Annotated in this window: 13 protein-coding genes; 11 read left to right on the plus strand and 2 right to left on the minus strand. The window is 70.4% G+C overall.

Translation table 11 applies throughout. From position 1 onward, the window contains the following. Window positions 1–5: 5 nt before the first annotated feature. Window positions 6–689, plus strand: a complete 684-nt coding sequence (locus BC102111_RS01110; protein WP_009376542.1) for a hypothetical protein — start codon at window positions 6–8, stop codon at window positions 687–689. A 329-nt stretch (window positions 690–1,018) separates the two neighbouring features. On the opposite strand, the gene BC102111_RS01115 is transcribed toward BC102111_RS01110, so the two are convergent. Next, window positions 1,019–2,485, minus strand: a complete 1,467-nt coding sequence (locus BC102111_RS01115; protein ID WP_306460264.1) for a sugar porter family MFS transporter — start codon at window positions 2,483–2,485, stop codon at window positions 1,019–1,021. A gap of 50 nt (window positions 2,486–2,535) precedes the next feature. On the opposite strand from BC102111_RS01115, the gene BC102111_RS01120 reads away from it, so the two are divergent. The 7 genes from BC102111_RS01120 to BC102111_RS01150 are packed head-to-tail and all read left to right on the plus strand — an operon-like array spanning window position 2,536 to window position 9,070. Further along, entirely contained in the window at window positions 2,536–3,465 is a 930-nt protein-coding gene (locus BC102111_RS01120; RefSeq protein WP_095375346.1) for an SIS domain-containing protein, read from the plus strand. Continuing rightward, entirely contained in the window at window positions 3,462–4,406 is a 945-nt protein-coding gene (locus BC102111_RS01125; protein WP_095375347.1) for an ROK family protein, read from the plus strand. The genes BC102111_RS01120 and BC102111_RS01125 overlap by 4 nt, the downstream gene beginning before the upstream one ends. Beyond that, the gene (locus BC102111_RS01130) at window positions 4,403–5,539 is read left to right on the plus strand and encodes a 1-phosphofructokinase family hexose kinase (protein ID WP_095375348.1); all 1,137 of its coding nucleotides are present in this window, start codon (window positions 4,403–4,405) and stop codon (window positions 5,537–5,539) included. Before BC102111_RS01125 ends, BC102111_RS01130 begins: the two co-directional genes overlap by 4 nt. Next, the gene (locus BC102111_RS01135) at window positions 5,536–6,501 is read left to right on the plus strand and encodes a class II fructose-bisphosphate aldolase (protein WP_095375349.1); all 966 of its coding nucleotides are present in this window, start codon (window positions 5,536–5,538) and stop codon (window positions 6,499–6,501) included. Before BC102111_RS01130 ends, BC102111_RS01135 begins: the two co-directional genes overlap by 4 nt. A gap of 46 nt (window positions 6,502–6,547) precedes the next feature. Next, window positions 6,548–7,348: a DeoR/GlpR family DNA-binding transcription regulator gene (locus BC102111_RS01140; protein WP_063249554.1), complete on the plus strand. Its 801-nt coding sequence runs from the start codon at window positions 6,548–6,550 to the stop codon at window positions 7,346–7,348. Further along, window positions 7,345–8,547, plus strand: a complete 1,203-nt coding sequence (locus tag BC102111_RS01145; RefSeq protein ID WP_095375350.1) for an N-acetylglucosamine-6-phosphate deacetylase — start codon at window positions 7,345–7,347, stop codon at window positions 8,545–8,547. Before BC102111_RS01140 ends, BC102111_RS01145 begins: the two co-directional genes overlap by 4 nt. Window positions 8,548–8,599: 52 nt before the next feature. Beyond that, window positions 8,600–9,070, plus strand: a complete 471-nt coding sequence (locus BC102111_RS01150; RefSeq protein ID WP_063249556.1) for a cysteine hydrolase family protein — start codon at window positions 8,600–8,602, stop codon at window positions 9,068–9,070. A 116-nt stretch (window positions 9,071–9,186) separates the two neighbouring features. On the opposite strand, the gene BC102111_RS01155 is transcribed toward BC102111_RS01150, so the two are convergent. Further along, entirely contained in the window at window positions 9,187–10,119 is a 933-nt protein-coding gene (locus tag BC102111_RS01155) for a putative endonuclease domain-containing protein (protein WP_131248270.1), read from the minus strand. Window positions 10,120–10,619: 500 nt separating this feature from the next. On the opposite strand from BC102111_RS01155, the gene BC102111_RS01160 reads away from it, so the two are divergent. The 3 genes from BC102111_RS01160 (at window position 10,620) to BC102111_RS01175 (ending at window position 13,548) form a co-directional block, all read left to right on the plus strand. Next, window positions 10,620–11,273: a hypothetical protein gene (locus BC102111_RS01160; protein ID WP_009376523.1), complete on the plus strand. Its 654-nt coding sequence runs from the start codon at window positions 10,620–10,622 to the stop codon at window positions 11,271–11,273. Window positions 11,274–11,561: 288 nt separating this feature from the next. Continuing rightward, entirely contained in the window at window positions 11,562–12,170 is a 609-nt protein-coding gene (locus tag BC102111_RS01170; RefSeq protein WP_009376521.1) for a copper chaperone PCu(A)C, read from the plus strand. A 28-nt stretch (window positions 12,171–12,198) separates the two neighbouring features. Next, window positions 12,199–13,548, plus strand: coding sequence for a Dyp-type peroxidase (locus BC102111_RS01175; RefSeq protein WP_009376519.1), 1,350 nt, complete (start codon window positions 12,199–12,201; stop codon window positions 13,546–13,548). The last annotated feature ends 1 nt before the right edge of the window (window position 13,549 follow it).

The raw sequence follows: 13,549 nt of genomic DNA on the forward strand, positions 1-13,549 counted from the left end.
CTCGGGTGTCGTGGCCACGGGCGGTCGTCGCCGGCAGCACGGCCGCGACCCTGCTGCTCAGCGGCTGCTCGGTTCTCCAGATCCGCACGGCAGAGCGCGAATCGGGTCCGATCCGCGTCGCCGTCGAACGGGAGGCCGGCGAGGATCCGACGACAGTGCCGACGGGGCCGACGATTCCCGAGGGGATGGAGACCAAGCGGCTCAACCTCGGCGCGGACTGTCCCGTCGACGTCAGCTTCGCCCTCGGCTCCGACTGGTACGAAGGCAGCAGCACTCCGGCCTTCGTCGTCTTCAGCCGGGGCACCTCGCTCACCGACAGCGACACGATCATCGTCTCGTGCAACGAGGCCTTCGACGATTCGCCTAAGGCCGTCATCGACGCGAAGAAGCAGTACTCGTTCTCCGAGCAGGGCTCGACGGTGACCGCCGAGCGCACCGGCAGCATCGCCTCCGGTTACTACTGGACGTTCCAGGGCGTGCTCGGAGAGAGCGAGATCTTCGCGATCAACCAGCAGCCCACCGCCATGTACGGGGCGCGGATCGGCTACCAGACCAACGGCCGCCTCGTCGACGTCGCCGTCGAGATGCGCGCCCTCCAGAGCAACGAGGCCGCGGCCGAGGACTTCAAGCAGATGATGCCGACGATCCAGATCGACGGAGTTCCGGTGCCCTCCCCGACCTTCAAGTGACCCGCCAGTGAGTCGCCTCGCGGGCGGGAGCCTCGCTACGGCCCGCACGCCGGCTCTGGACACCACGCCCACGCGCGCTGGCCACCACATCCACGCGCGCTGGCCACTTCACCCACCCCCGGTTGTGGTCGATGAACCGAGGAATTTGGGCCGAATTCGGCCGTTTCGCCTCAATCTGCGACCGCAACCGGGCTGGGTGAGCAGCGACTGCGACCGCAACCCGGGTGAGCAGCGACAGCGGCCGCAACCCGGGTGAGCAGCGACTGCGACCGCAACCAGGTGGCTCGGCACCGAGCTGAGTCCGTGACGGCAGCCTGGGTGGCTGAGCCCTACTTCGTCGCGGTCCGCATCTCCGTCGGCCACTTCGCGCCGTTGGCCCAGTAGGCAGAGATCTCCGAGAGGTCGCGGCCCTTGGTCTCAGGAGCGAAGCGGAGGACGAAGAGGAACGCGAGCACCGCGAGACCGCCGAAGACGAGGAAGACTCCCGCGCCGCCGATGAGCTCGAGGAGGCCGGGGAAGAACTGGGCGACGATCGCATTGGCCACGAGGTCAGCGGTGAGCATGAGCGAGGCGCCCAGCGCCCGGTACTTCGCCGGGAACGTCTCACCCGCGTAGACCCAGACGAGGGAACCGAAGCCGAAGGTGTAGCCCATCGTGAAGGCGATGATGCCGATGACGCCGAAGACCGTGCCCCCGGTCGTGCTGCCGGCCTCGCCGCCGAGGCTGAAGACGAGGACGAGGACGAGGGTCGAGACGATCATGATCCCGATGCCCGTGAGGAGGACGGGACGCCGCCCGAGGCGGTCGACGATGAACATCGAGACGATGACGGCGATGAGCGCGAAGGTCTGGACGACGGCCGGCAGGCCGAGGAGCGCACCATAGCCGCTGAAACCCATCGACTCGAAGATCGAGGGGGCGTAGTAGATCGTCGCGTTGATGCCGGTGATCTGGATGAAGAAGCCGAGCCCGATGACGAAGAGCGTCGCCCTGAGCAGGTGGCCGCGGAACATGTCGACGAGCCGACCGCTCTCCTGGTTGAGCTCGTCGCGGATGAGGCCGAGGTCCCGGTCGACATCGCGATCGGGGTCGAATTCGCGGAGGGCGGCGGCCGCCTCGGCGTCGCGTCCCTTGAGCATGAGCCAGTGCGGCGTCTCACGGACGCGGAAGAGGAGGATGAGGACGATCGCGGCAGGCACGGCCGCGAGGCCGAGCATGAGCCGCCACGACTCGATGAGCGCGAGGCCCCAGCACACGAGGTAGCCGGCGATGATGCCGATGACCGTCGTCACCTGGTAGGCGACGAGGAGGCCGCCGCGGACCTTCGTCGGGGAGGACTCGGCGATGAAGACGGGGACGACGGCCAGGGCGATGCCGATGGCCACGCCGAGGAAGAGCCGGGCGATGAGCAGCGAGAGGTAGCCGGGGGCGATGCCGGAGATGATCGAGAAGACGATGTAGCCGCCGGCGATGAGGAACATCGACTTCTTGCGCCCGATCGCGTTCGACAGCGGACCGCCGATGATCGCGCCGACGATCTGCCCGATGACGACCGCGGTGGCGAGTCCGCCGAGCTCGGCCGTATTCAGCCCGAGATCGCCCTCGATGAAGAGGAGGGCGCCGGCGATGTTCGAGATGTCGTACCCGTACGTGATGCCGAGGGCGACGGCGGCGAATGCGACGATGGTGACGAGCCGCGGTGCCTGCCGCAGGTCGGTGAGAAATGCCACGTGACTGCTCCTTTGCGAGTTTTCCTTCTCTGACCGTACACGAAAACTACCCAGATGTCGCGTAATGTGTCATGATAGTGATTGATTGAATCAGAAAACGATCAAGGGAGTGCGCAATGTCGATTGCCGGAGAATTCATGGCGGAGGAGCTCCGCAGTCAGCCGGAGACGTGGGAGCGCACGCTCTCCCTCTCCGTCCCCGAGGCCGCAGTGCCGGCGGACGGTGAGCGGGTCGCCGTCATCGGATGCGGATCGTCGTGGTTCGCCTCGCAGATCTACGCGAATCTCCGCGAGACCGCGGGGCAGGGCGAGACCGACGCCTTCACCGCGAGCGAGTACCCGTTCGACCGCAGCTACGACCGCGTCGTCGCGATCTCCCGCTCGGGGACGACGACGGAGGTCGTCGATGCGCTCGAGCGCCTCCGCGGATCGGTTCCCGTCACCGCGATCGTCGGCGGCGCAGACTCCCCGATCGGTGAGCGCTCGAACGACGTCGTCGCCCTCGACTTCGCCGATGAGCGCTCCGTCGTCCAGACCCGGTTCTGCACGTCGACGATCGCCCTCCTGCGCTCGTGGGCCGGCGGCGCCGAGGCGCTCGGCACTGCGGTCTCCGATGCGCGGGCCGTGCTCGAGGGGATCTCGGAGGACTTCACGGAGTTCGATCCCGCGATCCTCGACGACGCGCTCATCGATGCCGAGCAGTACAGCTTCCTCGGCATGGGCTGGACCTGGGGCCTGGCCAATGAGGCCGCACTCAAGCTGCGCGAGTCCGCGCAGACCTGGACCGAGTCGTACTCGTCGATGGAGTACCGCCACGGACCCATCGCGATCGCCGCACCCGGCCGCGTGACCTGGCAGTACGGCGAGGCACCGGACGGTCTCAAGGACCAGGTCGAGGCGACGGGCGCCCGCTTCGTCTCCTCCGACCGCGACCCGCTGGCCGAGCTCGCCCGCCTCCACGCGCTCGCCCTGACCAAGGCCAGGCGCCTCGGCGTCGACCCCGACCACCCGCGCTCGCTCACCCGCTCGGTCATCCTCGACTCATGACCACGCGGGCCGAGATCCTCCGCGTCGCCGACGGCCGCAGCCTCGGACCCGGTCCGATCGCGCTCGCCGTCGACGTCGGCGGGACGGGGATGAAGGCGGCGCTCTTCGATGCCGACGGCCGCCTCGTCGAGGCGGTGACCGCTCCGACCCCGGAGTGCACGGATTCCGCCGCCCGCGAGATCGTCGACCTCGTCGCCGACCTCCACGCCGAGTTCGCACGCACGCAGCCGGAGCATCGGGTCGCCGAGGCGGCGGTGGTCCTGCCCGGCATCGTCGACGAGGCGACGGGGACCGGGGTGTTCTCGGCGAACCTCGGATGGCGCAACGTCGCGTTCTCTCAGGTCCTCACCGACCGCCTCGGCGTGCCGGTCGCGGTCTCCCACGACGTCCGCTCGGCCGGGCGGGCCGAGTTCGCGCTCGCCGAGGGGATGCCCGAGAACGCCGCGATGGTGACGATCGGGACCGGCATCGCCGCCGCGGTCATGGTCGAGGGCCGCCTCATCTCCGCCGGCGGCTATGCGGGAGAGGTCGGCTTCTCCGAGGTGAGCGTCGATACGGCCGAGGGTCCGTTCCGCGGACCCATCGAACACATCGCTTCGGCCGCCGCGATCGCCCGCCGGTACTCGACCCGCAGCGGAACCGCCGTGTCCGGCTCGCTCGATGTGCTCGCCGCCATGCATGAGGGCGACCGGATCGCCGCCGCCGTGTTCGCCGAGGCGGTCGATGCCCTCGGAGCGATGTGCGCCCAGCTCGTCGCCGTCGTCGCCCCCGAGGCGATCGTCTTCGGGGGAGGGCTGAGCAGCGCCGACGAACTCCTCGACGGGGTCGACTCCGCCCTGCGCTCCCGACTCGACTTCCACCGGGCCCCGCGCATCCGCCGCGCGAGCCTCGGTCCCGTCGCCGGGCTCATCGGCGCCGGACTGCTCACGAGGCACCGATGACGGTCGGCACCGCCCGTGCGGACACCGACGCGCCCGTCGTCGCCGTCCTCACCCTCAGCCCCGCCCTCGACCTCACCGTCGACGTCGGCGAACTCACGCTGGGGCGGTCCCACCGTGTCGCTCCCGCCGCCGAGGTGCTCGGAGGCAAGGGCGTCAACGTCGCCCGGGTGCTCGCCGCCCTCGGCGTCCCCGTCGTCGCCCTCGGTCCGGTCGCGCGCGAGCACTGGCCGGAGGAGGCGTCCGGCGAGGCGGGTCACTCGAGCGTTCTCACCTGGGACCTCACCCCCACCTCGGCGCCCCTGCGGCGCAGCATCGCCGTCGTCGAGGATTCGGGTCGGGCGACCCTGGTCAACGAGTCGGGGCGCCCGCACACCGGTGAGGTGTGGGAGGCGGTGCGGGCTGGCGTCCGCGCGCGCCTCACAGAACAGGGGCTCCGCGTCCTCGTCATCTCGGGGTCGACGCCGCCGGACTGCCCCGACGATCTCGTGCCCGGACTCATCGCCTCAGCCCATGCCGCCGGCGTCGAGGTCGTCGTCGACACCTCGGGTCCCGCACTGCTCGCCGCCGTGCGGGCCGGCGCCGACTGGGTCAAACCGAACGACGACGAGATCGCGGCGCTGTTCGCCCGCGACGGCAGGCCCGACCGTGCAAACGCGCCCGGGGACCTCCTCGCGGATGCCGGGCGCCTCGTCGACGCCGGGGCAGGACACGTCCTCCTCTCGCTCGGCGCCGCGGGCATGGTCCTCATCGACGACCAGGGTCCGCGGTTGCGCGCCCGCCTCGATGAGACCCTCCACGGCAATCCGACCGGTGCCGGCGACGCCGCGGTCGCCGCCCTCGCGTGGGCCCGCAGTGAACGTCCGCCGACCGAGCCGGTCGAGGGTCCGACCGGGCAGGCGCCCGAGGCGATCCCGGCAGACCCGGCCGCCGGGTCCGCCCCGCGCTCGCGCACGGGAACGGCCGGCCGCCTCGGCGAGGATGAGGTCAGGGACATCCTCACCCGCGCGGTCGCGGTCTCAGCGGCAGCCGTGCTCATGCCCCAAGCCGGGCAGATCCCCGAGAACTGGCGCGACCTGCGCGCCCGCGTCCTCACCGAGGACGCCACGACGAAGCGAAGCGGAGACAGACCATGACGACGGCATCGATGAACGCCCTGCTCGCCGAGGCGGCCGAGGCGGGCACCGCGGTGGGGGCGTTCAACGTCATCCACCTCGAGTCCGCGGAGGCGATCGCGACCGGCGCCGAGGCGGCCGGGCGTCCCGTGATCATGCAGATCTCCGAGAACTGCGTGCGCTACCACGGTGGACTCGCCCCGATCGCGCGGGCCACGCAGGCGATCGCCGCGTCCGCGACCGTGCCCGTCGCCGTCCACCTCGATCATGCGACGGACGTCGGACTCGTCACGGAGGCGATCGAGCTCGGCTTCGACTCCGTGATGTACGACGGCGCCCACCTCGCCTACGACGTCAACTGCCAGACGACCGCCGAGGTGGTCCGCAGCGCCCACGACCGCGGCATCGCGGTCGAAGCCGAGCTCGGGGAGATCGGCGGCAAGGACGGGGCGCATGCTCCCGGCGTCCGCACCGACCCCGCGGAAGCCGTCGAGTTCGCGGCTCTCACCGGCGTCGATGCACTCGCCGTCGCCGTCGGCAGCTCGCACGCGATGCGCGAGCGCACGAGCCGACTCGACCTCGACCTCATCGTCCGCCTCGCCGGCGTCGTGCCCGTCCCGCTCGTCCTCCACGGCTCCTCGGGCGTCGCCGACGCTGAGATCCGCCGCGGCATCGCCGCCGGGATGCGCAAGATCAACGTCTCCACGCACCTCAACGCCGTCTTCACCGCCGCGGTGCGCGAGACCCTCGTCGAGCACCCCGACCTCGTCGATTCGCGGAAGTACCTCGCCCCGGCCCGGGAAGCGTTCGCCGCCGAGGTGGCCCGCCTCCTCGCCCTCTTCGCCGGGGAGACCGACGCGCCTGCCGCGCGGGAGACCGACGCGCCCGCCGCGCAGGAGTCTGCCGCGCGCGCCGCGCGGGAGTCTGCCGCGCCCGCAGACGGCGCACGCACCGCCGCTCGCACGCAGGAGTCCGAGGCGTGAGCACCGACGTTTGCCAAACCCGTGCACGAGGCCCGAGGGTGGCACTATGAGCCCCCGTGAAGACCGCCTCGACCGCATCCTCGCGCGCCTCGACCGGGACAGCACCGTCGGAGTCGAAGCGCTGAGCGAGGAGCTCGGGGTGTCACTGGCCACCGTGCGCCGCGACCTCGACCTCCTCGAGCAGCGGCGCCTCCTCGAGCGCACCCACGGCGGTGCGAGCAGGCGGAACGTCGACTACGACCTCTCCCTGCGCTACAAGGAGGCCGCTGCGACCGAGGCGAAGGCCGCGATCGCCCGGGCCGCGGTCTCCCGGATCACTCCCGGATCGGTCATCGGACTCTCCGGCGGGACGACGACGTTCATGGTCGCCGACGCCCTCAGCCAGCGCGACGACCTCCTCCACGACCTCACGATCGTCACCAACGCCGTCGACATCGCCCACAAGCTCGCCGTCCATCCGGGGATCAAGGTCATCGTCTGCGGTGGGGTCATCAACGCCTCGAGCTTCGAACTCGTCGGCTCATTCGTCGACGCGGTGCTCCGCGGCATCTGGATCGACCTCGCGTTCATCGGCGTCCACGCGTTCTCGGCGACCGCCGGGGGGACGACGGCGAACGAGGACGAAGCGTACGTCAACCGGCTCATGGCGCAGCGCGCGGAGCGGGCCATCGTCGTCGCGGACTCCTCGAAGTGCGGCCGCCGGTCCTTCGCCTCGGTGGGCGGGACCGAGGTGTTCGAGGAGATCATCACCGACGACAGCCTCGGCGAGGATGAGCTGCGGGAGCTCACGGCTGCCGGCTACGCCGTCGACCTCGCCCCCACCCGGCCGGACGGAGAGCGGCGATGAGTGCGGTCCCCGAGACCATGCCGACTCCGGCCGAGGCGATCGTCCACGACGCCGTCATCCTCGACAGCGACCCGGCGACGTATTCGACGGACTTCGCCGACACGTGGCTCGCGGTCGCCGGCGGCACCGTCCTCGCCCGCGGGCGGGGAGCACACTGGCAGAGTCTCACAGGCCCGCACACGGAGGTCGTCGACGCCGCCGGCGCCCACCTCGCACCCGCGTTCGTCGACATGCACGTCCACGGCGCGGGGGGACACAACGTCGAGGACGGGCCGGACCACCTCGGCGAGATCCTCGCCGTCCACCGCGCCCACGGCACCCGGGCGCTCACCCTCTCCTTCGTCTCCGACAGGATCGACCCGCTGGCTGCGGCGCTCGCCGCCGGTGCCCGGGCCGCACGCGGCCGGCCCGACATCCTCGGCCTCCACGCGGAGGGTCCGTTCCTCTCCCCGGATTTCAAGGGTGCCCACGCACCCGAGGTGCTCACCCCTCCCACCGCCGAGGCGGTCGACCGGATCCTCGAGGCCGCCGACGGTGAGCTCCTCCAGGTCACCCTCGCCCCCGAACTGCCCGGCGCGCTCGACGCGATCGGTCGGTTCGCCTCGGCGGGGGTGAAGGTCGCCGTCGGACACACGGCCGCCGGATACGACGAGACGGCACGCGCCTTCGACGCCGGGGCGAGCATCCTCACGCACGTCTTCAACGGGATGCCCGGCATCCACCACCGGGCGCCGGGCCCGATCCTCGCCGCCCTCGACGCCCCGCACGTCACGCTCGAACTCATCAACGACGGCACCCATGTCCAGGCACCGGCGGCGCGGATGATCACCGAGCTCGCCCCCGGCCGGGTCGCGCTCATCACCGATGCGATGGCGGCGACCGGCATGGGCGACGGCGACTACCTCCTCGGGTCGCTGCCGGTGCGGGTGAGGGACTCGGTCGCGCGGGTCCGGCACGCCGACGGGTCGGTCGGGTCGATCGCCGGGTCGACGCTGACCATGGACGAGGCACTGCGCCGGGCCGTCGCCGAGGTGGGGATGAGTCCCATCGCCGCCGTCCAGGCCGCGAGCCTCGTGCCGCTGCGGGCGCTCGGCCTCGTCGATCCCGAGGTCCACAGCCTGCTCCGGGTCGGCCAGCTCGCCGACTGCGTCCTCCTCGACGCCGACATGCGACTGCAGAGGGTGTGGCTCGGGGACTGAGCGAGGCGGCCCCGATGCTCCCGCTTGGGCATCTCGTGGGAGGATGGTGCGCATGGATGCTCTGCTCCTCATCGACACGGACGACACCGGCTTCACCTCGGACCAGGCGATCGAGACCCTCGGCGGCATCGTCGGGCGCACGCGCGCGGTCGGCGGGGTGCTCATCTTCGCCTCGACGAAGGACGAGCTCACCGACCGCGAGGATGCGGAGATCAGCGTCTTCGGGCCCGACGAGGAGGACCTCGTGCTCCGCTCGGACAACCCCGACATCTTCGAAGGCGTCGACGACCTCGCCGCCGGCCTCCACGACATGGCCGTCGACCGCATCGTCATCGCCGGCGTCGACGACTCGCCCGGCGCGGTGTGGGCCTCGGCGATGGCGGCCCTGGTCTGCAACTTCGACGTCATCGTCCTCTCCGACTCCGTCGTCGACGCCGACGGCAACCCCGTGACCTGGGCGGCGGACGCCGAGGCGGCGGGCGCGATGGTCAAGCGCACCGAGGACACCTGGCTGCGCATGTGATCGCGCGACGGCTGGGATTCCCTGGTCGCTTCTTCCGAAAGTGGTCGAAGAACCGAGGGAAATCGGCCGAAATGCGCGATTCTCCACGGTTCTTCGACCGCAGCTGCGCCCTCAGCTCAGAGCACGCCCCTTGCGGCGAGATGTTCGCGGATGCTGCGCTCGAGGCGGGCACGATTCGTCCGCGAATTCACCCTGATGATCAACCAACCCTCCGCGGCCAGAGCGTTGACCCGTTGGATGTCGTCGTCCCACTGGTGCTTATCGGTGCGATGGTGGTCTCCCTCGTACTCGAGGCCGAGGCGCGCCCGTTCGTACCCGAGGTCGGGATGGATATCCCTCCCCAGCTCGCGGCACCACACAGCAGGGTGTATCTCCGGCTCGGGCAGCCCGACCGAGATCGCCCACAGGCGCAGGTCGGTCTCCTGCGGAGAGTCCACGCCCGGCCGGATGAGCTCGAGCGCGGCAGAGGCGGTCCTCCCCGCGCGGACCACGCTGCGGGACGCGAAGTGCGCGGCGATGTCGTCTGCCGTGCACAGCGGCGGGCCGTGCCATGAGCCGATCATCGCGTCTCCGGCTTGGACGAGCTCATCCCGCGTGAGGATCGTCGCCAGCTGAAGGAACAGGACCGGTGGAGTGATGATCCGGTGTCCGAGGAGGGTCGCTGCGGCGAAGTCGTTCGTCCGGTGGAGGACGACGCCGGGGCGGCGGATCCGCTGGTCCCTGTCCGCGGTGGCGACGTGAAGCAACTGGTCTCCGAGTCGGCGGGGCAGCGGCAGACCGAAGAGGCGGGCAGCGGATGCGTGGCTGGCAGCGATCTCCGGGTGGATGAGCTGGAGGGCCCTGAGTGATTCGCTGGTGGTCTCCCATTCTGTATCAGCCCATTGAGGAACCCGGCGGACATCGAACTCGCCCGGGGCGACTCGGATCCCGTGGATGATCCGCGGCGCGATCTCGGTGTTCCGCAGGCCCCATTCCGTCACGCCGTTGTCCGCTGCGTCGCGACTGCGGTAGAGCCTCTGTGTCCTGCGTCTCTCGAAGTGTCCCTGCATGCCGCCGATGGTGACCGTCCGAGGCGAGGACGGAAAGGTCCGGAGACGCACCTGTGGACAGGAACCGTCGTCCACAGCGCCGGTGCGCCCGAGTCGAGCATCTGCGCAGACGAGTCGGCCGCCGACACAGGCCGACCACCGCAGCAGACCTCAGCAATGCCGGTTCACCTGCGTCGATGCCCGCCTCAGTTGTGGTCGAAGAACCGTGGATAATCGGGCATTTCGGCCGATTTCCCTCGGTTCTTCGACCACAAGCAGAAGACAGCCTGTGGAGGGGGTGCACACGAGTGGAGGCTGCCGTCCTGCCCGCCACCCGGTCGCGACCACCCCGCCACCTGCCCACGCACTGTCCGCTGCGCGGTTCCCGGCGTTCACCTCCGGTCGGTACACTTCTTCGGGGCCGACGGTGCGCTGTCGCCGACTGGCACGCCGCACGCCCCGGTTCTACACTGAGTAGAAGGTCCGGAAAGCCTGAGCGAGTCCTGAAGTGAGGAGGTGGCATGACCGGCTGGCACAAGTCCGTTCGTGCTCTCTTCGCCGCACTCATCACCACGCTCCTCGCCCAGCTCATGCACGTCGGCGCGGGCGGAGACTTCTCCGTCCTCGGCACCGGCTTCGTCTTCGTCTTCGTCCTCTGGGCAGCGATGATTCTCGCCGGACGCCGTCTCGGCCACCTCTCGCTCATGGCGATCATCGGCCTCGGACAGATCCTCATGCACGTCTCGATGGGGTGGTTCGGGTCGATGAGCCACGCCGCCGGCCAGTCCGCGGGCTCGCCGCAGATGGCCGGGATGTCGGCGAGCGAGCACGCGATGATGAGCCAGCCGGCTGGGTCGCTCGACCTCAGCCAGGCCGCTGCGATGAGCCAGACGATGGATCACTCCAACGGCGCGGGCGTGCCCATGGTCATCGCCCACCTCGTCGCCATCGTCATCACCGCCTTCATCCTCAAGCGCGGCGAGGACCTCGTCTTCAGCATCCTCCAGCTCGCGGTCGGCCCCGTCCGACTCGCGATGCGCGCCCTCGTGCTCGCCCGTCGCACGCTCGCGGCCGCGGACACCCGCGTCGTCCTCGAGGTCTGCGCGCTTCCCGCCACGATCGCGACCGCGGTCATCGGCCCGAACTATCGCCGCGGACCTCCCGCACTCGTCTGACACCTCACCCACCGGCAGTCCGTCGCGGCCCCATGCCGTCGACGTCGTGCTGCCCGGCACCATCGGCATTCGCCGCCCGGTCCCTGCGGTCTTCCACCCGTGCAGCCGTCCTCTGCCTCGCCGAGGCGGACGGCACCTGACCACGGACGGATGTGCCAGCGTCGGCCGCGCCGTTCCCGGCCCCGCCGTCGTCGGCCATGACCCTCCGATGTGCGCACAGGCTCATCGGACGACCGCAGCAGACCGCGTCGAGTGCCACCGAAAGACAGACTCAGAAAGTGCAGACTCATGCGTAAGAACATCATCACCTCCGTCCTCCCCGCCGCGGCCATTTCCGCCGCCCTCGTCCTCGGTCTCAGCGCGTGCGGACAGAACGACACGAGCGAGCCGGAGGCCGCGAGCACCTCACAGGCCGCCTCGGCGTCCCTGACCCTCGGCGATGCCTGGGTCAAGACCGCTGAGGAGGGCATGACCGGTATCTTCGGAACCCTGGAGAACACCACCGACAAGGACATCAACCTCGTCGCCGCGAAGTACGACGGCGCCGGCATGGTCCAGCTCCACGAGACCGTCGACGACGGCACCGGCACGATGACCATGCGCGAGAAGAAGGGCGGATTCGTCATCCCCGCAGGCGGCTCCTTCGTCCTCGAGCCCGGCGGCAACCACATCATGGTCATGGATCTCAAGCAGCCGATCAAGGCCGGCGAGGAGATCGACGTCCAGCTCGTCACCGCCGATGACGAGACCATCCCCGTCAAGGCGATCGCCAAGGACTACTCGGGCGCGCAGGAGACCTATGCCCCCGGCGAGGCCGAGGCCGGCAAGGACGGCGAGAAGTCCGAGAAGGACGGCATGGGCGACATGAGCGGTATGGACATGTCCGGTGACAAGTGACCCCCGCTCGCCGGACCATGAACCAGAGGTGACTCCCAGCTCCGACCCGGCCGCCGAGCCGCGGTCGGGCGGGGACGCCGACGCCCAGGCGCCCACCGCCCGCTCCGGCTTCAGCCGCCGACGCCTCATCGCGTCGGCGGCCGTCGCCGGCGGCGCCGGTGCCGTCGGATCCCTCGCCGGCTTCGCGATCGGCCGTCAGGCCGATGCGAAGGAGGACGCTCAGCCGCAGCGCGACACCCAGGGTGCCAACGGGATCGTCACCGTGCCCTACTTCGGTGAGCACCAGGCCGGGGTCGAGACGATGCCGCAGGCCCACGGGGAGTTCCTCTCCTTCCAGCTCAAACCGGGGTCGACCGCCGCCGAGGTGGTCCGCTGGCTGCGTCTGCTCACCGCGGATGCCGCGGCGCTCACCCAGGGAACGGCGCCGTTGGCGGATTCCGAACCCGAGCTCGCGAACGACCCTGCGGGCCTGACGGTGACCTTCGGCTTCGGTCGGGGTCTCGTCGCGACGAAGGGTGCCGGGGCCGTTCCCGAGTGGCTGGCTCCGCTCGAGAAGTTCTCGATCGACCGTCTCGACCCGCAGCGGTCGAAGGGCGATCTGCTCGTGCAGATCTGCGGTGACGACCCGATCGCGGTCGCGCACGCCCGTCGAATGATCTGGAAGGACTCGCGTTCGTTCGCCGAGGTGGCGTGGCAGCGCACGGGATTCCGTCGGTCGTACGGAACGAAGGGCGAGGGGAAGACGCAGCGCAACCTCTTCGGCCAGCTCGACGGCACCGCGAGTCCGACTCCCGGCACCGAGGACTTCACCCGCCTCGTGTGGGGGAAGGCGAGCGGTCGGGAGAACCCGGTGTTCTCCTCCCGTGGTGAGCCGCCGAGCGATCTCGGCGCGCATCTGCCCGACTGGCTGCAGGGCGGCACGACCCTGGTGCTGCGGGACATCGCGATGAACCTCGAGACGTGGGACGAGGCCGACCGGCCGGGACGGGAGTTCGCGATCGGGCGCACGGTCGGCTCGGGGGCTCCGCTCTCGGGCGGGACCGAGTTCACCGATCCGGATTTCAAGGCCGTCGACAAGCGGGGTCTGACGAAGATCTCGTCGGCCTCGCACATCGCTCGCTCACGCGACGGGCTCGGTCCCGAGGTGCAGATCCACCGCCGCCCGTACAACTACGAGACCGGTGCGGGCGGGGAGACCGGCCTGATGTTCGCGTCCTTCCAGGCCGACATCGAGCGGCAGTTCCTGCCGATCCAGCGCCGCCTCGCCGAGGTGGACCTGCTCAACATCTGGACGGTGCCCATCGCGTCGACGGTGTGGGCGATCCCGCGCGGCGTCCGGGAAGGCGAATACGTCGGCCAGGCGCTGTTCGAGGGGTGAG

Origin of the sequence: Brevibacterium casei CIP 102111 (assembly GCF_900169275.1) — a bacterium.
In the GTDB taxonomy this organism is placed as follows: domain Bacteria; phylum Actinomycetota; class Actinomycetes; order Actinomycetales; family Brevibacteriaceae; genus Brevibacterium; species Brevibacterium casei.